Below are 20,256 nucleotides of genomic sequence, written 5' to 3'. Positions count from 1 at the left end.
TTCAATCCCCGTCGGTCAGCTCATCCCCACGATCTCTTTCAGCAAAGGAAGCTTCGCATCCTTCTCCGACAGAATCGCATCCCGCTCGCTGACCGGCCAATCGATGTTCAGCTCCGGATCCGACCACAGCACACCAGCTTCCGCCCCGGGCGCATAATGACTGGACACTTTGTAGACGAGCTCCGTATCAGGTTCCAGAGTACAGAACCCGTGACCGAAGCCGTTCGGGATATAAATCTGAAAACCATTCTCAGCCGATAGCTCGGTAGAAACGTGCCTCTTGTAGTTCGGTGATGATGGCCGCAAATCGACAGCGACGTCCAAAATTCGCCCGCGGCTCACCCGGACGAGTTTCACCTGTGAATAAGGGGCAACTTGATAGTGAAGCCCCCGAACCGTACCGGCCCGCGAGGACAGCGAAAAATTGTCCTGGACGAACACGTCGTCTATCCCGGCCTCGGCAAGTGCCTTTGCGTTGTAAAGTTCCGAGAAATACCCCCGGCAATCGTGAAAGCGCCTCGGTGCTAGGAGAAAAACACCGGGAATTTCGAGTTCTTTGATTTGCACGGCTGGCTTTCACGTGGCCTGGAGTTGGGCTCTGCGAACGGCAGCGAAGTGCTTAGAGCCGCGCGCACATAACCCAGATGGCTCGCATACCTGCGCACCTCGCGCAACTATGACATCAAGTCGATGATAACGAGCAAAGCGGGCACGCCCGGCCCAACCTTCAAACGCGCCCAGCAATCACCGGCAGCACTCGGTTGAGCGGACACGCCGGCCGTGCGGGTCCCAAGTCTTCGCGGGCCGGATCTGCATAGCAATAGCTGTGGAGTACTCGCCAAGTGAACTACGCTATGCATGCATCTAACCCGCCGAACAACCGAGCAATCTCAGCCTTATTGAGTTCGGGATAATATGCTTGACTCACACGGCACGCATCGCGAACTTGTTGCATCAGCCGAGACTGAACACGATATTGACGAAGTGATCATTGGGTCGTTCCTGCCAGGAAAGACCGAGCTTTGCCAAAGGCGCCGGCGGGGCCTCCAGCTGCGGGAAGTTCAAACCTAATAATGTCCGTCAGCTATCTCATCAGCTCGTATAACAAGGCCGAGTATCTGAGCGCCGTGCTCGAGAGCGTAGCCTATGAACTCGCGACCACCGGCGGCGAAGTCTTCATCATCGACGACGGCTCGAAGGACTCGTCGTGGTCGATCATCAAGAAATTCAGCGAAACCGACCGCCGGATCAGCTGCCGCCGCCAGGAAAATCGCGGCATCTTCAACGTCACCAACCAGCTGATTGAATCTGCGAACCAGAAATGGGTGCGCATCATCGACTGCGACGATCCTCTGATCCGCGGCTCGACGTTGATGATGACGAAGCTGGCCGAGGAGACAGAGGCTGATTACATCTTCGGCTCAACCCTGGTGTACGGGCCCGAGCCGCTCTCGCAAGCGAAGATGGAAATCTATCAGCAGCATCCCTCCCCATCGGGGGTCACGATCCTCCCCGACCCGATTCGATATGCGATCCGGGACTATAATCACATCCCAAGCACGGCATTGATGCGGCGCCGGAGCATTCCGTCCTCGCTTCGCCTCAACGAAGATCTCATCTCGTGCCAGGATCTGGCTCTCGCGCTGCCGATTTTTGAACAAGCGCGCGTCGCCCGCATCGACGTCGCCGTCTGCCATCAGCTGGTCAACGCCAGCAAGCGCTTGTCGGCCAACGAGGCCCTCACCTACTTCCAGACCATCCAAATCATCAAGGAATTCGGCGCGGCTAGTTTCGACGATCGCTACCGTTACATGAGCGCGCGGAAGACGGTTTCTCGAGCCTTGAGGTGGATGCGCCACGAAAAGCTCATCGCGAGCGCCCCGCAACTCTATGCACGGCTTCTCTACCTCTACGCGACGTTGCTGGTATCGAATCCGGCACGATGGGAGTACTATATGGACTGCGCGGCCAGACCCTATGCGCAGTTTGTTCCCGCCGACCGGCGCGTCTATTGAAGCGCCGTAAAGTTGGCCTCCGATTTTCACTTAGCGCGCGTGCACGAGAGCGCTGGTCTTCGGCTTGAGATCGATCCTATGCGCATATTGATGTTTCTGCCCCGGCACATGCGCTTCGGTCCGAGTAACGCCACCTCGATCGACCTCTGCGTTCGCGACCTCGTCACGGCCAGCCGCTTCCGTAGCAGCACGACCGTGGTCTGCTGTGAGAACGAGACGCTGTTCTCCGGCATCGACGTGATGACGTATTCGCGCACCGTCGACGATTCACGCCGGCGCAAGATCGCCTTTGCATTGGAGCAGGTTTTGCGGAGCGCGCCCGATCTCATCGTCGTGCAGCAGCATCTGCCGACAGCCGCGGCGCTCGCATCGCGCACCAACACGCCCGTGGTGCTCCACAAGCACAACATGATCAAAGACATTCCACGCCATGGCGTATGGAATTCTTTCAGGCGGCGGTTCAAGCACCGTCAATATCGCGCGCTCGCGGGCATGATATTCGTGAGCGGAACCTGCCGGAATGCCTTTGCTGCAGACTGGCCAGAGGTGCAACTGCCTTCCGCAATCGTCTATAACGGGCTAGATTTCTCTCAGTGGCAGCCGTCCGCGCAGAAGCGCGACGAGATCATTTGCGTCGGCCGCGCAGCCCCCGAGAAAGGCATCAAGGAAGCGGCCGAGGCACTCGTCAGTGTCTTGCAGGAACATCCCGATTGGCGCGCCCGCTTCATCTTGAGCGAGCCCTCCCGCTTCCCCGACTATTTGGAAGACGTTCTGGCCGTGGTCCGGCCATGGCAGGACAGGATCGCGATCGACATGGCCCGGCCCTTCGCCGAGGTGAAGGAACACTGCCAGAATGCAGCCATCGCGATCATTCCTTCCAAATGGGAGGAGCCGTTCGGCCGCACGGCGCTCGAAGCGCATGCAGCAGGCTGTGCAGTCATCAGCTCCGGCACAGGCGGCCTATCCGAGATCGCACCCGAGCATACGCTGATGCTGCCTCCGGGCTTTACCGCAGGCCATATCGCCGATCAGGTCCGCAGGCTCATCCTCGATCGTGAACTCCGCGTCCGGTTGGCCTCCGCGGGCAGAGAGCACTGCGCCAAGAAGTTTGCGCTCGCAGAAGTCGCGCGGGAAGCAGATAACTTCTACGAGTCCGCAATCGCTCCCCGAACGGGCGGTATCGTTCCGGCCCGGCCGAGATCCATCGGCGAGCCTGGCGAAGCCCCGCGGCCCCAATCGAGCTCCACTGTCCACACTTCGTGAATGGCTAGCCTTGGCCGCTCAGCCTTTCGACGACGGCTTTCGTCAGGGCAAGAACCTCCGGCAATGCACTGCCATACTTGTCCCGCGCCGAGCGATAGACCCCAAGCCCGGGATGCGTAGCCGCGTTCTGCAAAGCGCTGGTGTAGGGCACGGGCCGGGAAATAGCGTTGAGCTGATGTAGGCCCTGCTTGATGTGGTTCAGCATTTCACGCTGCAACGTGTTGGTCGCCTGATACTGCGTGATCAGCGGATGAACCTTCACCTGCGATGCCAAATTGAGATCGTCGGCAAGAATGAATTTTAGAAAGTCGGTCAGCGTGGAGTAGGCGTTCGTCTCCAGGCTCGTCGGTGTCAGAATGTGCGGAGCAAGCCTCATGGCTGCGAGCCCAAGAACGCCGGGGCCCGCCGGACAATCGATCAGTACCGCGTCGTAGTGCTGCTCGATCTTGGAGAGTTCGGACCGGAGCGCATCGGAAAGCAAAACGTCGAGCCTGTCCTTGCGCTTCTTGCGCCGGGCCACATGCTCGAACTCCGCCATTTCTTTGAGAAGCTCGTGGTTCGACGGCAGGATGTCGATGAAGCCTGCTTGCCGGTCCCGCAGCTCGATGAGATCGCCGGCAACGACCCGGTGCGATTCCATGCGCATGCTGCGGCCGCTGGCGAAGGCCTCCAGCATGGCGGCCAGCCCGATCTTCCGCTCCTGCAGCTGCTGCTCGGCATCGATGCCTAAGAGGGCCTTCGTAATCCCGGCCTGCGGATCAGCATCAAGCACCAGCACCCGAGCTTCGTAGGAAAGCGCGAGGCCATCTGCGAGCATCATGGTGGTGAGCGACTTGCCCACGCCACCCTTGGGGTTGGCGATCGCGACGGTAACGCTCATCGGCCCGCATCCGCGGCGCCTAGCATCCCGTCCATGTCAGGAAAATCATCGCCCCTTAGCGGCCAAGCCTGGCCTGAATGGCGGCGCAGGCGACAGCCGACAGGCTCGTAAGGATAACGGTCGAGCATGCAAACAAAGTCCCACCCGGTTCGGCGGGACACTACGTGCAGCCTAGCCCAAATGCCAGCGCGGAAATGCTCACACCCGCGCGACCAAAAGCTTATCTTTTGTTCTCGCTGACCGGGCGGCGCGACGGCCCGTCATCGAAGCGCCAAGGGCTATTCTTGCGCGCACGCTCCGCCGCAGCTTCCTTGTCGAACTTGGGCCGCTTGTTGGATTGCGCGGCTTCAGAGATCTCACCGCCGGCGCGGGCTGCGCGCTTGCTCATCCAACCAAGAATGCCCATCGGATCTATCCACAAATGAGAATCACGAGACTGCGACGCGTGGAGTCTGGGATCCGATTGCGCGCATCGTGTGACCGCCGCGGTCCAGCCTGCGAAGACCACAAAATATGACGTAAGAATTCGCACGAGGCCCAATCAATGGGCCCTCGTCGGTTCACCAACTCTGCAGCAAAATAAAATTAGGATTGGCTGCCTTCTTCGCTGGACTATCGATGTCCTCGCGCTCACTATTGGCCTCGCGCCCCACGGGCCGTAGGAGCTCTGACGACGCTGCGCCTATCTGGTTGAGCCGATTAAACGGCGTGAAAATACGCCATTTGAATTCGTTCGAAACCGCAAGGCATACGGCGCAGTAGTAGAGACGACGAGGTAATGTTCGTCGGCTATCCAGGTAGCTGACCGCAGCGACAAGGCTCTCACGTAGTGAACTGCGCAATTCGAGTAGCGACCGCGATTTTTCTCCTGACCTCGGCGGAAGTTCGTGCGGACCCGGCATCAGACTGTAACGACGGTTCGAACCTGACCCGCCAGATACGCGGGTGCACGCAGGTCATTCAGAAGACCTTGCGGAGCGATGCCGTCTCAACCGCGTACATGAACAGGGCGATCGCCTATGCCCAGCGCGGGCAATATAATAAGGCGTTGGCGGACTTTACCGCGGCGATCCACGCCGACGGCTCGAACAACTTCGCCTATTACAATCGCGGCAACATCTACCTCGACATGCGGAAGCCGCGCCAGGCGATCGCCGATTACACCAAAGCCGTCGAAATCGCCTCCGATATGTCGCCCGCCCTGCTCAACCGCGCGCTCGCGCACGAAATGCTGGGCGAACGCGAGGAAAGCATCGCCGATTTCCGGGCCGCAGTAGAACTCGAGCCCACCCTCACCGCAGCATACGACGGCTTGAAGCGTCTCGGCGCCACGCCGCGCGCTGAAGAAGGCAACGCCGCAGCACACTGATCAAATACGACAGGCGATCGCGCGCGCCGGCTTACGTGCGCGCGTGCCTAAACATCAGACATTGCTGGAAATCTGAAGGTCGATGAGACCTTGAAGGGCTATGGTGCCCAGGGCCGGAATTGAACCAGCGACACTGCGATTTTCAGTCGCATGCTCTACCAACTGAGCTACCTGGGCCTGCCTCCGCGGCGCTAAGCCCGAGCGAAGTAGAGGCGTCTTATACGGGCGCGATCCGGAGGATGCAAGCACCTCAAGCGAAAGAAAATTCAGTCTTCTTCATCTTCGCCATTTGGTCGCTGCCGCGGGGCCTGGGCTTCAGGGTCATCACCCTCGTCTTCCTCGCGCCCGGCAATGGCGTACGTGCCGCCAAGCCACTTGGCGAGGTCGATGTCGGCGCAGCGCTTGGAGCAGAACGGGCGGTAGGCTTCGACGGCGTCCTTCCCACAGATAGGACAACGCAAAGGCTTGCTTGAAGAACCGGACGCAGACATTGGCGAACTCAATCGCGATCGACTTCAGCGTACTTGAGCCAATTGTACTGGATGGGGAATCGTTCCGAGTTGAGCAGGCTGACCACCTCCGTCAGCGGCAAGCCCACCACATTCGTGTAGGAGCCGATGAGCCGCTGCACGAAACATCCGGCAAGCCCCTGGATCGCATAGCCGCCAGCTTTGCCGCGCCACTCGCGCGATGCAATGTAGGATTCGAGCTCCGAGCGGTTGATGTAGCGGAAGCGCACCCGCGTATCCACGATCTTGGTGCGAATACGGTCGTCCGGCGTGATGAGACAGACACACGTCTGAACCTTATGCGTCCGCCCCGACAGAAGTTGTAGCGACGCCATCGCTTCCTCGATGTGCGCCGGCTTCATCAGCACCTTCCGCCCCATCGCGACGACGGTGTCGGCCGCCAGAATGTAGGCTCCAGCAAGATCCGGATCGTTGGCGATCTGGGATCGCGCCACTTCGGCCTTTGCCCGCGCCAGCCTCGATACGAGCGCGCGCGGCATCTCCCCCCGCTTTGGTGTTTCATCGATGGAGGCCGGCCGCAGGGCGTCCGGAGTGATTCCCACCTGCGACAGAAGCGTGACGCGGCGCGGGCTGGCGCTCGCCAGCACCAACTGCGGCCGCTCGATTTCGTTCTTGGTCTGGGCCGCTTCGCGCGCCAGCGTGCGCCGCAAAGTCTCGCGGCCGGGCGCTTCCGAGCGCGCGAAGGAAGGAAGAAGGCTGCTCATAAGTGTCGATATCATAATCGTGACCAGGGGACCATTAACGCCAAGCCGAACAGGCCGCCGGCGGACAATGACCGAAGCTTTGCGGCCTTAGCAAGGGCCGCCCGCGTTGCAGCAGGCCGCAAAACAGGGCATGAATACCGCATTCTTTAACAAAATCGATGGCGGCAATGGCTCTGAGACCGGATCCTGCGGACATCCTTGCGCGAACGCCTCTTTTCGCCACCCTCGATGAAGCGAGCCGCAGGGCCGTCGCCCTCGAATTGCGGGAATCCGCCTACGAGCCCGGCCAGACCATCTTCTCGCGCGGCGAACCGGGGTCTGAGCTGCACATCGTGATCAAGGGGCGTGTCCGGCTTTCCGTTCTGACCTCCGACGGCCGCGAACTCTCGTTTGCCCATGTCGAGCCGCCGTCGATCTTTGGAGAACTGGCAGTCTTCGACGGGCGGCCCCGCTCGGCTGATGCGACGGCCGTGAACAAAGTCGAGACGCTAATGCTCTCGAAGCCCGCCTTCCTGCGTCTGCTTGCATCCCAGCCCGCGGTCGGCGAAACCGCCGTGCGCTTTCTCGCCGGACGGCTGCGCGATGCGGATGAACAGCTCGAAGCCATCGCCCTCCATCCGATCGAGGCGCGCCTCGCCCGCTTCTTTCTCGCCGCCGCCCGCCAGAAAGACCCGGCAGGAAAGGCCGAGAAGATTTCGCTGCCGCTCCCCATTTCTCAAAGCGAGCTGGCGCTCCTCGTCGGCGCCAGCCGTCCGAAGGTCAACGCGGCGTTGGGGCTCCTTGAATCCGAAGGCGCGATCGAACGGCGCGGCCAGCAGGTTGTTTGCGACATCGCGGCCTTGAGCGGCATCGGCCGTCTCGACGAAAAGGAATAGCCGCTTTTGAAGCGCGTGGCCGGGCGACGCACATGACGATCATCGACCGGCAACACCAGCAGCCACGAACACGCCTTCTGCCGGCGCCGATCATGGCTGCCTTACGGGCAGTCCGCTCGTTCGTCCGTAGCGTCGCAAGCCTCGGCATTGCCGGTTATCCACCTGACATCCAGCGGCGCTTGAAAATCGTCAACGTATTCTCGTCCCTCGTCGTCGTGACGACGTTCATCTACGCCGTGCAGCTTTGGGCCTCGGGCAACAAGGACATGATGCCCGTCGTCTACATCAATCTCGCGCTCGCGTTCATCGTTTCGCTCGTCCCCTTCATGCATCGGTTCAACGAACTCGCGGGCGGCCTACTTCTGGTGTTCGCTGAGTTCGTGGCGCTGATCGGCTTCACATCTTTTTTTGGACGGTTGGGCGGCGCACCGTTGCAATACGTCGTTGCGGCCGCCGCGCCGTTCGTCATTTTCGAAGCGCGCCGCTTTTGGCTTATCGTCGCCATCGTCTTCGCTGCCCTCGTGCTGCACCTGATTGCATGGTTCCAGTTTCCCATGGAGGCCGCACAGGTGCAGGCCGAAGAGCAGATCATCAGCTCGCTCTACGTTCAGGGCGCCGTCACCACGTTCGGTCTCATCGCGGCGTGCGTGTACTACGCCTTCAGCCTTTTCGAACGCGCCAAAGCCGAAACGGAATCGGTCCTCCGCAACGTCCTGCCCGACAGCGTGGTCGAGCGCCTGAAAGCCGCGCCCGGCGAAACCATCGCCGACGGCTTTTCTGACGCCTCAGTTCTTTTTGCTGACATCACGGGCTTCGTGGGCATGGCGCGCGGACTGGGCCCGGAAAAAACAGTCGCCCTGTTGAACAAGCTCGTCCGCGCTTTCGATGAACTGGCCGAGCATCACGGCGTCGAGAAGATCAAGACCATTGGCGATGCCTACATGGTGGCCTCCGGCGTTCCGATCCCTCGCCCCGACCATGCCCACGCGTTAGCAGCAATGGCGCTCGATCTCGTAGAAGCCGTCAAAGCGGTGAGCGCGGCTGAAAAAGTGCCGCTCAATGTCCGCGTCGGCATGGCGAGCGGACCGATGATGGCCGGCATCATCGGCAAGAATAAATTTAGCTACGATGTCTGGGGCGATCCGGTGAATCTCGCGAGCCGCCTGGAGCAATCGAGCGTTCCCGGACGGGTCACGATCTGCCCGTCGTGCTACGCGGCTCTCAGCGACGCGTTTCTGATCGAGCCGCGGGGGCTCATCGAAATAAAAGGTGTGGGTGCGCAGGAATCCTGGTTCCTGATCAGCCGGAAAGCTTGAGAGTAAGGGCGTCAGCCCTTCCAGTGCAGCGAGCACACGAGTGTGAAAAGGCGCCGCGCCGTGTCGTCGTCAACGATGACCTTGGGCAGCAGCTTTTCCTTGAGCAGCACGCTGCCTTCATCGTGCAGTGCGCGCCGGCTCACGTCGATCGCCTGAATGCGAGCCGGAGGCGCCGTACGCACGGCCTCGTAGTAGGACTCGCAGATCATGAAGTAGTCTTTGACGATGCGCTTCAGCGGCGTCAGCGCGATCGCGTGTTCGACAACGTCTCCATCGTTTGCCGGAGAGACGGCGAACAACAGCCGGTCGTCCGCGAGCGAGAGATTGAGCTTGTATGGACCAAGATCAACGCCATCGACGCGGAACGAATTGCCATCGAGAATATCGAAGATGGCAACTTCCCGCTCATGCTCGATATTAGAGTTGCTGCGCCCGAGCGATTTCGTATCGAGCACAATGTCGATGAGACGATCCCGGCTTTTTTCTTGAGCGGCGACCGTTTGATCCATCGGAATTCAACCTGCCTTTTGAAGCCGGATTTCAACGGAGCGGCGATGGCCTTCCAGGCCTTCCGCGCGTGCGAGCGTCATGGCAGCGGGTCCGATCTTTTCCAGAGCGCCACGATCGAGCTTGAGGATCGATGTCCGCTTCATGAAGTCGAGAACTCCAAGCCCCGACGAGAAACGCGCACTGCGCGCTGTCGGAAGGACGTGATTTGAACCGGAAACGTAATCCCCGATAACCTCGGGCGTCACGCTGCCAATGAAAATCGCACCGGCATTGCGAATGCGCAGCGCGAGATCTTCCGCATTGGCCGTGGCGATTTCGAGATGTTCGGCCGCGACGCGATCCGCCAGCGGCACTGCTTCTTCGAGCGAACGTAAAATGATTGTGGCGCCGAATGCGTTCCAGCTTTCGCCCGCGATATTTCCGCGCGGCAAAGTTTCAAGCTGCCGCCGGACGGCCTTCTCGACGGCATCTGCGAAGCCTTCGTCGTCCGTCATCAAAATCGATTGCGCCGCCGTATCGTGCTCGGCCTGCGCCAGAAGATCAGACGCGATCCAATCAGGATCGTTGTGCTTGTCGGCAATGACGAGAACTTCCGAGGGACCGGCAATCGAATCGATGCCGACCTGACCGAACACCTGCCGCTTCGCCGCCGCGACGTAGGCATTGCCCGGCCCGACGATTTTCACGACCGGCGCAATCGTCTCCGTGCCGTAAGCGAGCGCTGCCACAGCCTGCGCGCCGCCGATGCGATAGATCTCCGACACGCCCGCGATCTTCGCAGCCGCGAGCACCAGCGGATTGAGTTCGCCGCTCGGGCACGGCACGACCATGACGATGCGCGGCACGCCCGCGACCTGCGCCGGAACGGCATTCATTAAAACAGAGCTTGGATAAGACGCGAGCCCACCCGGAACATAGAGCCCGACGGATTCAACCGCCGTCCAGCGATGACCAAGTTCGACGCCCGCCGCATCGGTATAGCGATCGTCCGACGGCAACTGGCGCTTGTGGTGATCGGCAATGCGATCGCGCGCGAGGACCAGCGCATCGAGCGTCTCCTGCGAGCACGCGGCATAAGCGGCTTCGATCTCAGCCTCGGTCACAGCGAGCCCGGTCTTGCGAAGATCGATCCGGTCGAACTTGAGTGAAAGATCGATAAGCGCCGCGTCTCCGCGCGCCCGCACGTCGTCAACGATGGCGCGAACGGCATTGTCGACATCGGCCGACACTTCGCGCTTCAGTCCGAGAAGCTCGACGAAGCCCTTCTCGAAATCCTTGTCAGTGCTGTTGAGCCGCACAGGCATCGGCATCATTCCTCAAGGCATGCAGTCGAAGACAGTCGGTTTCAATCTTCCGGGTGCTGCGGCGAGTGCTTGGTCGCCCAGGCGGCCCCCAGGTCTTTCAGTTCGACCTCGATACATTCGACGCCCAGCCGAATGGCCGCGCCGCCGGCAAATGTCAACGTGACATCGCCTTCGGGCGATTCCGCTCCTGAAGTGGGCTCATAGGTGAGCGCCAGCAGTTCCAGCGCGGCGCGCTCGTCTTTGAGATCAATCTGATGGACTTTGACGCTGTTGACGCGCTCGAAGCGAAAACCGCAGCGGCGGCGCTCCAGATCGCCCGTTTGCGCAGCCTGCGGATTCTCCGCCAGTTTTTGCCAGTCGAACCGGTTTGCAATACCGGCGAAACGCTTCTCTTTCGGCAGATAAGTCATGTCGCCGACGCGCAGAACCGCGTCTTGCAGGTGAGCCGAGATGACGCCGAGATCTTCCGCATCGAAGGCAATGAGTTTGAGGTCCGGCATCCGTATCGAATGTCTCCGCTAAACGGCCTGAAAGGCTTTCTAGCGCAGAGTGTTACAAACACATACCGAAAGCTGCAACGCGGACTGGAAACCCGCGCACCCGTTCAGCTGCTGGCGACGCGCTCAATTTCGGCGCCACATGCGCCGAGCTTGCTTTCGAGCTGCTCGAAACCTCTGTCGAGATGGTAAACCCGGTTGATCACCGTCTCGCCTTCGCCCGCAAGGCCCGCGATGACGAGCGACACCGACGCTCGAAGGTCTGTCGCCATGACGGGCGCGCCTTTCAGCGTTTTCACGCCCCTGATCGTCGCCGTATCGCCGTGGAGCTGAATATCGGCGCCGAGGCGCGCCAGCTCTTGCACATGCATGAAACGGTTCTCAAAAATCGTTTCGCGAATGACGCTCGTGCCGGACGCGCGCGTGAGCAGTGCCATGAGTTGCGCCTGCAGGTCCGTCGGAAAACCGGGGAATGGCTCGGTCTCGACCGAGACCGGCGCAATGCCGCCGCCGTTGCGCATGACGCGGACGCCCGTTTCCGTCTCCGAGATCGACGTGCCCGTGTTCGCGAGAACCTCGAGCGCAGCCTTGAGGTCGCGCAGCCGCGCACCCTCGAGCATCACATCGCCGCCCGTCGCGGCAACCGCCATTGCGAACGTGCCGGTCTCGATCCGATCCGGCAGCACAGTATGCACCGCGCCTTCGAGACGATCGCGGCCCTGAATGCGCAGCGTCGACGTGCCGATGCCTTCGACCTTCGCGCCCATCTTGCTGAGGCAGAGCGCGACGTCGCCGATTTCCGGCTCGCGCGCCGCGTTCTCGATAACGGTTTCGCCCTTGGCGAGCGATGCTGCCAACAGCACGTTGTGCGTGGCGCCGACCGACACCTTCGGGAACACCACACGCGCGCCGTGCAATCCTTTCGGAGCACGCGCGATGACGTACCCTCCTTCGATGTCGATCTCGGCGCCGAGCGCCTTGAGGCCCGTCAAATGCAAATCGACCGGCCGCGTGCCGATCGCGCAACCGCCGGGCAGCGAAACCCGCGCCTCGCCCATGCGCGCGATCAACGGCCCAAGCACCCAGAAGCTGGCCCGCATCCGCGAAACCATCTCATAAGGCGCCGTAGTATCGACGATATCGCGCGCCGTCAGATGGATCGTATCGCCGAGATGGCTCGCTGGACCCGGCCGCTTGCCGTCCACGGCGAGATCGACGCCGTGATTGCGCAGAATGCGAACGAGAAGATTGACGTCGGCGAGGTTGGGAACGTTCTTCAGCGTCAGGCGGTCTTCGGTCAGAAGGCTCGCGATCAGCAGCGGCAATGCCGCGTTCTTGGCTCCTGAAATCGGAATTGTACCGCGTAGCGGCTTGCCGCCGACGATTTTGATCCGATCCATGTAAGCCTATTGTCTCCGGGGTGATGAAAACGGCGGCCCGAATCTCGGGCCCCGCCACAAACTCTGAGCGTGATTAAAGGTTGCGGCCTGCGGTGAGCAAGCGGCTTTTACGACAGAGGAGGCTAGGTCTCATTCGTGTCGGGAGGAGGATCGCCGCCTTCCCCACCCTGCCGCTTGCCCGCGGCCTTGCGCCGCTTCAGGTTGGCCCGAAGCTCTTGAGCGAGCCGATCCTGGCGCGTGAGCTTTCCTGTGCCCTTCCCCGCACCCGCGTTTCCTGGCCGCTTTGGCTGGGAATTGCTCGTCATATCCGCTCATCGCCTTCCGCAACTTCTCGCCGGCTTCGATTTTTTGGCGCCTGCGCAATCTGTTGGCAGCTTGGCTTTCCGGCTTGCTCGCCGTCAAGCCTTGTGGCAGTGTCCGCCCGCCCGAAGCAGGAGCGTACCAACGCGACGCCCCTGAAATCTCCGATTCTTCGAGGCGCACGCCTTCAGCTGCCGTAGCTCAGTGGTAGAGCACTCCCTTGGTAAGGGAGAGGTCGAGAGTTCAATCCCCTCCGGCAGCACCATCGAACCTAAGTAAATTCACAGTGCCGCAACAGCCCCCGCGATCGGGTCGATGAGCCATCGCAGAAGCGGATGGCGGCAGCCGATCGTCAGGTCCTCAGGCGGGTCAACCAACTCCGCCAAGCCGGCATCGTGGAGACCGCAGGCGCGGCATTGGCTACGTCTGCCGCGGCCGCCGCAAAAAAACCAGACAATGTAACCCTCCTCGGACGAGCTGCCCGCTGTTGCTGCCGCTTTCATTCAAGCGGGTCCTCTCAAAGGCGGACACGGCGAATTCGCCGCTAGGTCCGGCCGTATACTTCACTCGGCCATTGCGGCTGGGCCGATCAATTCGGGCTCAGAAGCGTATCCTTGACGCGCAATCGGGCCGCCGCGCTTCGCTCGCTTTCGTAGACTCTCTTGATGCCATCGCCGAGTGCGAGTTCGATGGCTCTGAGGTCTTTGATCAAGCGGCTCATGCCAACCGGCTCGACGGAGGCAGCTTGATCGCTTCCCCACATGGCACGGTCGAGAGTGATGTGGCGCTCGATAAAGCTCGCCCCAAGCGCCACTGCCGCGACCGACGTAGCAACGCCCACTTCGTGGCCGGAATAGCCGACCGGGCAGGCATAGAGGTCGCGGAGCTTTGGGATCATCCGCAGGTTGAGCTCCTTATCTGCGCACGGATAGGCGCTCGTGCAGTGCGCGAGGAGCAGGCGTTCCGTCCCGAGAATGGACACGGCAGCATCGATCTGGTCCAGCGTGGACATTCCCGTCGAAAGGATGAGCGGAACGCCCGCACGCCGGCAACTCTCGAGTAGCTCTCTATCGGTGAGGCACGCGGACGGGATCTTGATACAGGGCACATTGAACGGCTTGATAAAGTCGACCGAATCCGCGTCCCAGCATGAAACGAACCACGCGATTTCGTGCTCTTTGCAATATTGATCGATCTGTTGAAATTCAGCTTCCCCGAACTCAATCCTGTTCCGGTAGTCCATGTAGTTGATATAGCCCCAGGGCGTCTCCCGCATCCGATCGCGCTGATCGGCAGGAACGCACTTTTCCGGATTGCGCTTCTGAAATTTGACCGCGTCGCACCCGATGGCTTTAGCAACGGCAATCAGGCGCTTTGCAATATCTATGTTGCCATTGTGATTGATTCCGATCTCGGCAATCACGTACGTAGGAAACCCATCCCCTATTGTACGCCCTTCAATATCCTGCAACACGGCCATTATAATCCCTCCTATAAAAATGCTTTCAAAATAACGTCGCAAAACTCTCTGATGGCGCCGCGCCCCCCGGGCCGCGTTAGTATGAGATGTGCATGAGGAAGCACCGCTGCGTGCGCATCAGCGGGCACGACAGCACATCCAACAGACTTCAAACACGGAAGATCGTTGATGTCGTTTCCGACGAAGACGGTGTTGGAGATCGAGAGACTTCGATCAGCACACAACGTACGCAGCGCCGCCAGCTTGTCAGCCAGACCCTGCAGATACTCTAACCCGAGTTTCCGGCAGCGCGCCGCGACAACCGGGTTTTCTTCGGTCGACAACACGATCAGCGGGATTCCAAGACGACGCAGCTGGGAAATGCCGAGACCATCTGCACGATCGCAGAACACGCTTTCCTTCCCATCCGCAAACACCAAGACGCGATTGTCCGTAAACACCCCGTCAAAATCAAACACGATGAGGTCAATGGCGGCAGGCAGCCTGAATTCTGATGCCAGTCGCCCCGTTCTTGACGGCATATTGACATCGAGCGCTTCAACGGTCATCGCGCGGGCAGCAGCATTGAAATCCGCGATTGTATCGATATCGATGCAATAGGCGGGGTCCACCATGATCGGACGCACGCGCCGGCCGGTCAGCGAGTGCTGCTCGAGAACTGTCCGCGTCCACATGACGTCGATATGCCCGGTTTGCCAAAGCACCTCGGGCAGTTTTTGCCGTGGCTGGTTGTAAGGCTCTTGCAGATTTGTATCCAGCAACTGCTGCATATATCCGCCTTCCGCCGGCTGCCACATCTTGTAAGGGGTCTGCTTGGGGACCGTGACGCCGCGAACGGAGTCTGCTTTTTGATCGGATTCCAACAGCGATATTGCGCGGTCGATCAGCCCCCGTGGACGTAACGGAGTCGTGGGCCGCAATTGCACGATGACCTCCGGCCGATAGCCTTCGCGTTTCCAAAGCCAGTCGAGCGCGTGCTCGAATAGCGGAAAATCCGGTGTGTCGTCGTCGGCTATCGACGCAGGCCTGCGAAAGGGCGCCTCGGCGCCATAAGCCCGGGCGGCTTCAGCGATCGCTTCACTGTCCGTTGAAATAATTGTTCGCGTAACGCGCGAGGCGACAATGGCGCTGGCCACACTGTAGGCGATGAGAGGATGCCCCTTGAGAGGCAAGATATTTTTGTTCGGCAATCCCTTCGAGCCGCCGCGCGCCTGAATGATCGCCAGCACTTCGGTTTGTTTCACCACACCGTCCAACCCCCGTCGACCACGAGATTGGCGCCAGTCATGTAGGACGATGCGTCCGAGACAAGAAAGAGCAGCGGTCCGTTCATCTCATTTGGCCGCGCCATGCGGCCAAGGGGCGTGCGGCTGTTGAAGCGCCGGGTAAACTGTTCGTCGTGGCCGTCAAAAATCCCGTGGGGCGTCAGCGTATTCACGCGAATGCCAGCCTGGCCCCAGTACGACGCCAAATATCGCGTTAGGTGGGCGACGGCAGCCTTCGTAACCGCATAGCTTGCGGGCTTGAATGCGCGCTGCTGCTCTTCGCCGTCCCGCTGATACAAGCGCTGGTCGGGAGCGACGAGGCCATAGGTAGAGGAAATGTTCACAATGACGCCGCGTCCTGCGAGCGTCATGGCTCGGCCGGCGGCCTGCGCGCAGATGAACGCCCCTGTGAGATTGACGTCGATTGACTGCTGCCACGATGAAAGCGGAAAATCCTCGAAACCGCCCGCAAGCGCATTCCCCGTTTCTCCGTTGGCTTTCGGATCGATCGCTGCGTTGTTGATCAAGATGTCGAGCCTTCCCCAACGGGAGATCGTGGCATCCATCATCGCAGCTACGTCTTCCTGGCTCCGGACGTCAACCTCCCACGCCATTGCCTCCCCGCCGGCCGCATCGACAGCCGCAGCCGCTTCGGTTGCAGCCGCTGCTCCATCGATATCGGCAATAACCACGCGCGCCCCTGCGAGGAGCAGCGTCCGGGCAAACTGCCGGCCGAGCAATCCGGCGCCGCCTGTCAGTACGGCGACACGTCCCAACAAGTCGAAGAGCGGTGAAACCGGCTCAAGCATCAAGCTTTTCTGAAGCAACGCACCGCGCCTCCAACGCCATTTTGAGCACTGCAACGCCATCCGCTAACGGTATCTGCGGCTCGCTCCGTTCTTTCACACAAGCTAGGAAGTGACGCACCGCATCCCGGAACATCGTGTTGCGGTCAAAGCCATCCGGCGTGCGGCGCACGATTGTTTCGCCCTCGCCCACCCAGCATCGCAATTCACCCGCGTTGAAGTCGCAGATCGCGCGACCGCGGTCGCCCACCACGCTCAATTGGTGAATGGGCGGCCGTTGAACGTAATCTACGTGAGCATGAGCCACGACGCCGTTCGCGAATTCCACGTTGATGTCGCTCCAATCTTCGCCGGCCGGCGTATCAAGGAAGGACACGCGCCTCACCAACGCCTGAATCCGCCGCCACTCGCCAAAAAGAGCATAGAGATAATCCAGTGGATGACTGAGCGTCAGGATCGCGCCGCCACCCAATTCGCGCCGCGCGCTATAGCTCTTTCGATGGTCCTCCCATGGGTGCCAATCCGGCAGGTACTCCCCGTACGCCGCCGAAGCACCCGCAATGGAGCCGAGCTGGCCACGCGCGATCATCGCGCGGAGTTCGGTCAACATCGGATGAAACCGAAACTGGCAGCCGATCATCGCGATGAGCTTGCGTTCGCGAACTGCCGCGAGCAGCCGCCCGGCGTTCTCCAGCTCATGCCCGAGCGGCTTCTCGATGTAGAGGTCGCAGCCTGCCTCGGCAGCCGCCAAGGCAATATCCAAATGCTGAGAGCTCGGCGTCGCGACCACGACGATCTGCGGCCCAAAGCGGAGAGCCGCCTCCAGGCTACGAGTGGACGGAAAATCCGCAATTTCGCAATCATCCAAGACGCCAGCGCCGCTTCGAAGAAAAACGAAATTGCTATGGCCGAGCGCCCTCAAATTCCTGAAATGCCGCCGGCCCGCCGATCCGTATCCGGCGATCAAGATCGGCGAGGTGAGGTGCACGTCGGGCATCGATTGCAGCATCCCAGCAAAAAACTGAACGTCGCGGCGGCTTAATCCCGCTCACCCAGAATTAGCTTTTTGAAAATGTTCTTGCGCCGCCGTCCAGCCGGAACGGACGCTTGGCACGAACCTCAATATGGATCGAACAGCGCTCTTCGCCTGCGGCGCCTTGAAGGCGAGCGTGATACCCGCATGTGTTAGCCACGACTAAAGTATTGGCCCGACACACGACGACAGTTGGTTTTGGAAGCGAAGCGCTTTCGCGCGCATTAACCCGCCGCGATGGATCGTCGTCGGACTTCATCGTCGCGCTATGCTCATACACGCGGTAGAGCCGATCGGGAGTGAGCAAGTGGGTGCGCTCGACATATGTGAGCGGTCCACTCGCCATTGTGACATCGGTCAAGTACAGCCACGCCTTGTGGCTCGTGAAGTAGATGTCACTGTGAAGCTCAGTTTGCGGATCCCTCTTTTCCGCTTTCGCACCCTGCGTGAGATGCTCGATCTTCGCATATTGACCGAGATCGCCGAGCCGTCGCCGCTCCGCAGCTTCAAGAAGCGCTCTGAGGTGGGAATCCGCAAGAAACCGCACGAGCGCCGGAACGCGGCTTAGGTCCAGATCGGACACGCGAACACGCGCATCGCGATTCGGACCGCTATTGCGGACATAGGATCCCGGCGTCGAACTGACCGGGAGGTTCATGCACTCGGCTCGAAGTGAATTGAAGTGATCGCTTGCGAGAAAATCGTGCCAGAGGACAATGCCGTTCTGCTCCACCTGACGCACCTTGTCCGCTACGCTGGCATCGACCTTCATGTGCCGGCAATGATGAACCAGACGAGCGCCAACCGATCTGAATACCTGGAGTCCCATCAAATTAAGAGGCTTACTCGCGACGATCTTTTTGTCAGAGAACATCCTGAATCCTCATCGTCCAAAATAAATTGTCCCGGCACGCACGCCGGGTAAATCAATTCCTCTGCGCTGTGTGTGCTGCGCTCAATCTTGTTTTAAGATCAGCCCACCGGCGGGCCATTCCGCGCGCGTGACCGTTGAAGCGTTTCGGCAAGCCGCGGATTTCTTTTGCAGCTCGAGGAGGCGGTAGCAAAAAGTCCTCAGCTTCGGACCACGTTGCCCAGTCTGCAAATGCGTTGAGGTCTGAAGCTTCGAGCCAGTCTGCCAGCGTGCGATTGCGAATACGCACGCCGCTGTAGAAGGCGTCGACCCCGTATTTTTTATCGTACTCCAAGGTAACGGTGGACAATGGAAGGGGACGCAACCGGAACAACGCAAATGCGTAGCGGTTGGCAAGTTCCGTTTGGTCTGCCGACAAAGGCGCAATCTCATGCAGCCTCGCCACCTTGGCCAAATAGTCTTCTCGCGTATCCGAGTCGATCGTGAACCCTCTTCTATCGTAGCGGCCGGTTCCGCCTGTGAGCACCGGAATGCCCGAACGGGCAGCCTCGAGCCCCGCTGTCCCGCGGACGGTCAATGCCCAGTCCATCAGAGGAAAGATCGAGTAGGTGCTAACTTTGAAGTCCGCCGGTATGAGCTTCACGTGTTCGGGCAGCGTGCCGATGCGCTCGCGCAGAATGCGCACCTCGCTCGGCTCGACAGCCTCAAAATCGATTGCGTTTTTGCCGACGTGGGCCGGATGAATTTTGATCAGCCATTGCAGCTGCGTGTTGGCGCAGGCAGCCCGCACTGTTTCGACAAGCCACTCTTCATAATCGTTGAACAAGTCACGGCCACGGCCAAACGATGCATCCCAAGCGATGTGCGCAAAGATGACGGCAACCTTCTTGGAGCCGTCAATTCCGAGCGCAGAACGCACACGCGCGGCGTCTACGACGGGCCTTTCAAATTGCGTCGCCGTTTCGCCGTACCAGTCTCCGGCGGAATAGGAGGCAAAGAGTTCGTCATCGACCTCCTGCGCATAAGCATCCTTCCAAGCCATCGCCTTCACGAACTGCCAGGATGGCTCGGATAAAGAATTCAAATCGGAATCCCGATTGGCGGCCGTGTACCGCTTCAACATGAGCGTGTTGTTCCTGTGTCCTGGGAACCAGCGGATGAACGGAATGCCGAACGCAAGTGCCGTGTCCAAAATCTCACCTTTAGGCGTGTAGACCGTGTCTACGGCCAGCACCAGTTTGGGAGACGTGGCAGCGATGACGCATGCGGCGGCTTGCGCCGCGGCCATGGAGTTTGCGAGGTGGATCGCAAGACGCGCTCTGATTTCATGTGATCCAAAATCGATCCCGCCAATGCGCAGGTGCCTCCGCGCGCTCGAGATGGCGTGACCGCCGACGCGAACGCCGCCGATTTGCAGCGCCTGCAGGTCTTCGAGGGTGTAGCAGGAAGCAACGGCAGCGCCGGCTCGCTCGGTAAACATCGCCGAGTCTGGCAGATAGTCAGACCATTCGTAGATGGCACTCGGACCGAGGAGCTTGTAGTACGCCTTCAAAACATCGGGCTGCATCATGATAATGGGGATCGGATTCCACCCGGCCACCGAGAGCGCTTTCATCAAGCACAGTTCTATCTCGGTGCGTGGGGGAGCGCCGCTGATGAACAATGCGCGGGGTGCTGACCCATCGGGCGGCGGCAGCGGGACCTCGAGTGCACGCCGGTAAGTCGCGCCAAATTCATGGGCCCGCCGCTTCAACGCCTGCAACCGGCGCTCCCACGCAACATTATCCTGCATTCACATTGGTCCTCGGCTCTGGATATCCTGCGGAGGCAGTCGGGAT

The 20,256-nt window shown here is 60.3% G+C and carries 22 protein-coding genes, 2 tRNA genes and 1 pseudogene; 6 read left to right on the top strand and 19 right to left on the bottom strand.

The window, feature by feature from the left end; translation table 11 throughout:
• Nucleotides 1-15 precede the first annotated feature (15 nt).
• Nucleotides 16-567 carry a dTDP-4-dehydrorhamnose 3,5-epimerase gene (rfbC, locus tag VFG26_RS05110; protein ID WP_325022901.1) on the bottom strand — a complete coding sequence of 184 codons (552 nt, stop codon included), beginning with the start codon at nucleotides 565-567 and terminating at the stop codon, nucleotides 16-18.
• 506 nt (nucleotides 568-1,073) lie between these two features.
• Here rfbC and VFG26_RS05105 point away from each other — a divergent pair.
• Nucleotides 1,074-2,015, top strand: a complete 942-nt coding sequence (locus VFG26_RS05105) for a glycosyltransferase family 2 protein (RefSeq protein WP_325022899.1) — start codon at nucleotides 1,074-1,076, stop codon at nucleotides 2,013-2,015.
• Nucleotides 2,016-2,093: 78 nt separating this feature from the next.
• Complete coding sequence (locus VFG26_RS05100) at nucleotides 2,094-3,278, top strand: glycosyltransferase family 4 protein (protein WP_325022897.1); 1,185 nt, start codon at nucleotides 2,094-2,096, stop codon at nucleotides 3,276-3,278.
• Nucleotides 3,279-3,282: 4 nt separating this feature from the next.
• On the opposite strand, the gene VFG26_RS05095 is transcribed toward VFG26_RS05100, so the two are convergent.
• Nucleotides 3,283-4,158 carry a ParA family protein gene (locus VFG26_RS05095; RefSeq protein WP_325022895.1) on the bottom strand — a complete coding sequence of 292 codons (876 nt, stop codon included), beginning with the start codon at nucleotides 4,156-4,158 and terminating at the stop codon, nucleotides 3,283-3,285.
• A 220-nt stretch (nucleotides 4,159-4,378) separates the two neighbouring features.
• Nucleotides 4,379-4,564 (bottom strand): hypothetical protein, encoded by a 186-nt coding sequence (locus VFG26_RS05090; RefSeq protein WP_325022893.1) that lies wholly within the window; start codon nucleotides 4,562-4,564, stop codon nucleotides 4,379-4,381.
• Nucleotides 4,565-4,987: 423 nt separating this feature from the next.
• Here VFG26_RS05090 and VFG26_RS05085 point away from each other — a divergent pair, with 423 nt between their 5' ends.
• The gene (locus VFG26_RS05085) at nucleotides 4,988-5,527 is read left to right on the top strand and encodes a tetratricopeptide repeat protein (RefSeq protein ID WP_325022891.1); all 540 of its coding nucleotides are present in this window, start codon (nucleotides 4,988-4,990) and stop codon (nucleotides 5,525-5,527) included.
• Between the two features lie 101 nt (nucleotides 5,528-5,628).
• Here VFG26_RS05085 and VFG26_RS05080 read toward each other — a convergent pair.
• From VFG26_RS05080 to VFG26_RS05070, 3 genes are all read right to left on the bottom strand, one after another.
• Nucleotides 5,629-5,704: transfer RNA gene (locus VFG26_RS05080), tRNA-Phe, on the bottom strand.
• Nucleotides 5,705-5,793: 89 nt separating this feature from the next.
• A complete protein-coding gene (locus VFG26_RS05075) occupies nucleotides 5,794-5,988 on the bottom strand; it encodes a DNA gyrase inhibitor YacG (protein WP_414653259.1) in 195 nt (64 codons plus the stop codon).
• 38 nt (nucleotides 5,989-6,026) lie between these two features.
• The gene (locus VFG26_RS05070) at nucleotides 6,027-6,776 is read right to left on the bottom strand and encodes a Maf family nucleotide pyrophosphatase (protein ID WP_325022887.1); all 750 of its coding nucleotides are present in this window, start codon (nucleotides 6,774-6,776) and stop codon (nucleotides 6,027-6,029) included.
• A gap of 152 nt (nucleotides 6,777-6,928) precedes the next feature.
• On the opposite strand from VFG26_RS05070, the gene VFG26_RS05065 reads away from it, so the two are divergent.
• Together VFG26_RS05065 and VFG26_RS05060 are read left to right on the top strand one after the other, a co-directional pair.
• On the top strand, nucleotides 6,929-7,636 hold the full coding sequence (locus tag VFG26_RS05065; protein ID WP_325022885.1) for a Crp/Fnr family transcriptional regulator: 708 nt from the start codon (nucleotides 6,929-6,931) through the stop codon (nucleotides 7,634-7,636).
• Nucleotides 7,637-7,668: 32 nt separating this feature from the next.
• Complete coding sequence (locus tag VFG26_RS05060; RefSeq protein WP_325022884.1) at nucleotides 7,669-8,952, top strand: adenylate/guanylate cyclase domain-containing protein; 1,284 nt, start codon at nucleotides 7,669-7,671, stop codon at nucleotides 8,950-8,952.
• Nucleotides 8,953-8,963: 11 nt separating this feature from the next.
• On the opposite strand, the gene VFG26_RS05055 is transcribed toward VFG26_RS05060, so the two are convergent.
• The 5 genes from VFG26_RS05055 to VFG26_RS05035 form a co-directional block, all read right to left on the bottom strand.
• Complete coding sequence (locus VFG26_RS05055) at nucleotides 8,964-9,461, bottom strand: UPF0262 family protein (protein WP_325022882.1); 498 nt, start codon at nucleotides 9,459-9,461, stop codon at nucleotides 8,964-8,966.
• 6 nt (nucleotides 9,462-9,467) lie between these two features.
• Nucleotides 9,468-10,766 (bottom strand): histidinol dehydrogenase, encoded by a 1,299-nt coding sequence (hisD, locus tag VFG26_RS05050; protein WP_325022880.1) that lies wholly within the window; start codon nucleotides 10,764-10,766, stop codon nucleotides 9,468-9,470.
• 41 nt (nucleotides 10,767-10,807) lie between these two features.
• Entirely contained in the window at nucleotides 10,808-11,266 is a 459-nt protein-coding gene (locus VFG26_RS05045; protein ID WP_325022879.1) for a DUF2948 family protein, read from the bottom strand.
• 104 nt (nucleotides 11,267-11,370) lie between these two features.
• A complete protein-coding gene (gene murA, locus VFG26_RS05040; RefSeq protein ID WP_325022876.1) occupies nucleotides 11,371-12,663 on the bottom strand; it encodes a UDP-N-acetylglucosamine 1-carboxyvinyltransferase in 1,293 nt (430 codons plus the stop codon).
• A 122-nt stretch (nucleotides 12,664-12,785) separates the two neighbouring features.
• Nucleotides 12,786-12,968 carry a hypothetical protein gene (locus VFG26_RS05035; RefSeq protein ID WP_325022874.1) on the bottom strand — a complete coding sequence of 61 codons (183 nt, stop codon included), beginning with the start codon at nucleotides 12,966-12,968 and terminating at the stop codon, nucleotides 12,786-12,788.
• Between the two features lie 185 nt (nucleotides 12,969-13,153).
• Between VFG26_RS05035 and VFG26_RS05030 the strand changes: the two genes are divergently transcribed.
• Nucleotides 13,154-13,228 (top strand) — tRNA-Thr (locus VFG26_RS05030).
• A gap of 16 nt (nucleotides 13,229-13,244) precedes the next feature.
• Here the strand turns inward: VFG26_RS05030 and VFG26_RS05025 are convergent.
• The 8 genes and pseudogenes from VFG26_RS05025 to VFG26_RS04990 all read right to left on the bottom strand — a co-directional run bounded on the left by VFG26_RS05025 (nucleotide 13,245) and on the right by VFG26_RS04990 (nucleotide 20,210).
• Complete coding sequence (locus VFG26_RS05025; RefSeq protein WP_325022872.1) at nucleotides 13,245-13,466, bottom strand: hypothetical protein; 222 nt, start codon at nucleotides 13,464-13,466, stop codon at nucleotides 13,245-13,247.
• 86 nt (nucleotides 13,467-13,552) lie between these two features.
• The gene (locus VFG26_RS05020; RefSeq protein ID WP_325022870.1) at nucleotides 13,553-14,443 is read right to left on the bottom strand and encodes an N-acetylneuraminate synthase family protein; all 891 of its coding nucleotides are present in this window, start codon (nucleotides 14,441-14,443) and stop codon (nucleotides 13,553-13,555) included.
• Between the two features lie 11 nt (nucleotides 14,444-14,454).
• Complete coding sequence (locus tag VFG26_RS05015; RefSeq protein WP_325022868.1) at nucleotides 14,455-15,687, bottom strand: acylneuraminate cytidylyltransferase; 1,233 nt, start codon at nucleotides 15,685-15,687, stop codon at nucleotides 14,455-14,457.
• Nucleotides 15,684-16,517, bottom strand: a complete 834-nt coding sequence (locus VFG26_RS05010) for an SDR family oxidoreductase (protein WP_325022866.1) — start codon at nucleotides 16,515-16,517, stop codon at nucleotides 15,684-15,686. The genes VFG26_RS05015 and VFG26_RS05010 overlap by 4 nt, the downstream gene beginning before the upstream one ends.
• Nucleotides 16,510-17,154 (bottom strand): Gfo/Idh/MocA family protein, encoded by a 645-nt coding sequence (locus tag VFG26_RS05005; protein WP_325022864.1) that lies wholly within the window; start codon nucleotides 17,152-17,154, stop codon nucleotides 16,510-16,512. The genes VFG26_RS05010 and VFG26_RS05005 overlap by 8 nt, the downstream gene beginning before the upstream one ends.
• A 51-nt stretch (nucleotides 17,155-17,205) precedes the next feature.
• Nucleotides 17,206-17,511, bottom strand: a pseudogene (locus tag VFG26_RS17630) (Gfo/Idh/MocA family oxidoreductase); the annotation flags it as partial.
• A gap of 61 nt (nucleotides 17,512-17,572) precedes the next feature.
• The gene (locus tag VFG26_RS04995) at nucleotides 17,573-18,421 is read right to left on the bottom strand and encodes a phytanoyl-CoA dioxygenase family protein (RefSeq protein ID WP_325022860.1); all 849 of its coding nucleotides are present in this window, start codon (nucleotides 18,419-18,421) and stop codon (nucleotides 17,573-17,575) included.
• Between the two features lie 52 nt (nucleotides 18,422-18,473).
• Entirely contained in the window at nucleotides 18,474-20,210 is a 1,737-nt protein-coding gene (locus VFG26_RS04990; protein ID WP_325022858.1) for a hypothetical protein, read from the bottom strand.
• Between the last annotated feature and the right edge of the window lie 46 nt (nucleotides 20,211-20,256).

Source organism: Hyphomicrobium sp. (genome assembly GCF_035687085.1).
In the GTDB taxonomy this organism is placed as follows: Bacteria; Pseudomonadota; Alphaproteobacteria; order Rhizobiales; family Hyphomicrobiaceae; genus Hyphomicrobium_B.
The sequence above is the reverse complement of the archived record's forward strand: the minus strand, read 5'-3'. Positions and strand labels throughout refer to the sequence as shown.

What these genes read in the sequence shown, in the direction of transcription:
- VFG26_RS05105 (WP_325022899.1), top strand. Translation starts at nt 1,074, where the DNA reads ATGTCCGTCAGCTATCTCATCAGCTCGTATAACAAGGCCGAGTATCTG.
- VFG26_RS05100 (WP_325022897.1), top strand. Translation starts at nt 2,094, where the DNA reads ATGCGCATATTGATGTTTCTGCCCCGGCACATGCGCTTCGGTCCGAGT.
- VFG26_RS05095 (WP_325022895.1), bottom strand. Translation starts at nt 4,158, where the DNA reads ATGAGCGTTACCGTCGCGATCGCCAACCCCAAGGGTGGCGTGGGCAAG.
- VFG26_RS05090 (WP_325022893.1), bottom strand. Translation starts at nt 4,564, where the DNA reads ATGGGCATTCTTGGTTGGATGAGCAAGCGCGCAGCCCGCGCCGGCGGT.
- VFG26_RS05070 (WP_325022887.1), bottom strand. Translation starts at nt 6,776, where the DNA reads ATGATATCGACACTTATGAGCAGCCTTCTTCCTTCCTTCGCGCGCTCG.
- VFG26_RS05065 (WP_325022885.1), top strand. Translation starts at nt 6,929, where the DNA reads ATGGCTCTGAGACCGGATCCTGCGGACATCCTTGCGCGAACGCCTCTT.
- VFG26_RS05060 (WP_325022884.1), top strand. Translation starts at nt 7,669, where the DNA reads ATGACGATCATCGACCGGCAACACCAGCAGCCACGAACACGCCTTCTG.
- VFG26_RS05055 (WP_325022882.1), bottom strand. Translation starts at nt 9,461, where the DNA reads ATGGATCAAACGGTCGCCGCTCAAGAAAAAAGCCGGGATCGTCTCATC.
- hisD (WP_325022880.1), bottom strand. Translation starts at nt 10,766, where the DNA reads ATGCCTGTGCGGCTCAACAGCACTGACAAGGATTTCGAGAAGGGCTTC.
- VFG26_RS05045 (WP_325022879.1), bottom strand. Translation starts at nt 11,266, where the DNA reads ATGCCGGACCTCAAACTCATTGCCTTCGATGCGGAAGATCTCGGCGTC.
- murA (WP_325022876.1), bottom strand. Translation starts at nt 12,663, where the DNA reads ATGGATCGGATCAAAATCGTCGGCGGCAAGCCGCTACGCGGTACAATT.
- VFG26_RS05035 (WP_325022874.1), bottom strand. Translation starts at nt 12,968, where the DNA reads ATGACGAGCAATTCCCAGCCAAAGCGGCCAGGAAACGCGGGTGCGGGG.
- VFG26_RS05025 (WP_325022872.1), bottom strand. Translation starts at nt 13,466, where the DNA reads ATGAAAGCGGCAGCAACAGCGGGCAGCTCGTCCGAGGAGGGTTACATT.
- VFG26_RS05020 (WP_325022870.1), bottom strand. Translation starts at nt 14,443, where the DNA reads ATGGCCGTGTTGCAGGATATTGAAGGGCGTACAATAGGGGATGGGTTT.
- VFG26_RS05010 (WP_325022866.1), bottom strand. Translation starts at nt 16,517, where the DNA reads ATGCTTGAGCCGGTTTCACCGCTCTTCGACTTGTTGGGACGTGTCGCC.
- VFG26_RS05005 (WP_325022864.1), bottom strand. Translation starts at nt 17,154, where the DNA reads ATGATCGGCTGCCAGTTTCGGTTTCATCCGATGTTGACCGAACTCCGC.
- VFG26_RS04995 (WP_325022860.1), bottom strand. Translation starts at nt 18,421, where the DNA reads ATGTTCTCTGACAAAAAGATCGTCGCGAGTAAGCCTCTTAATTTGATG.
- VFG26_RS04990 (WP_325022858.1), bottom strand. Translation starts at nt 20,210, where the DNA reads ATGCAGGATAATGTTGCGTGGGAGCGCCGGTTGCAGGCGTTGAAGCGG.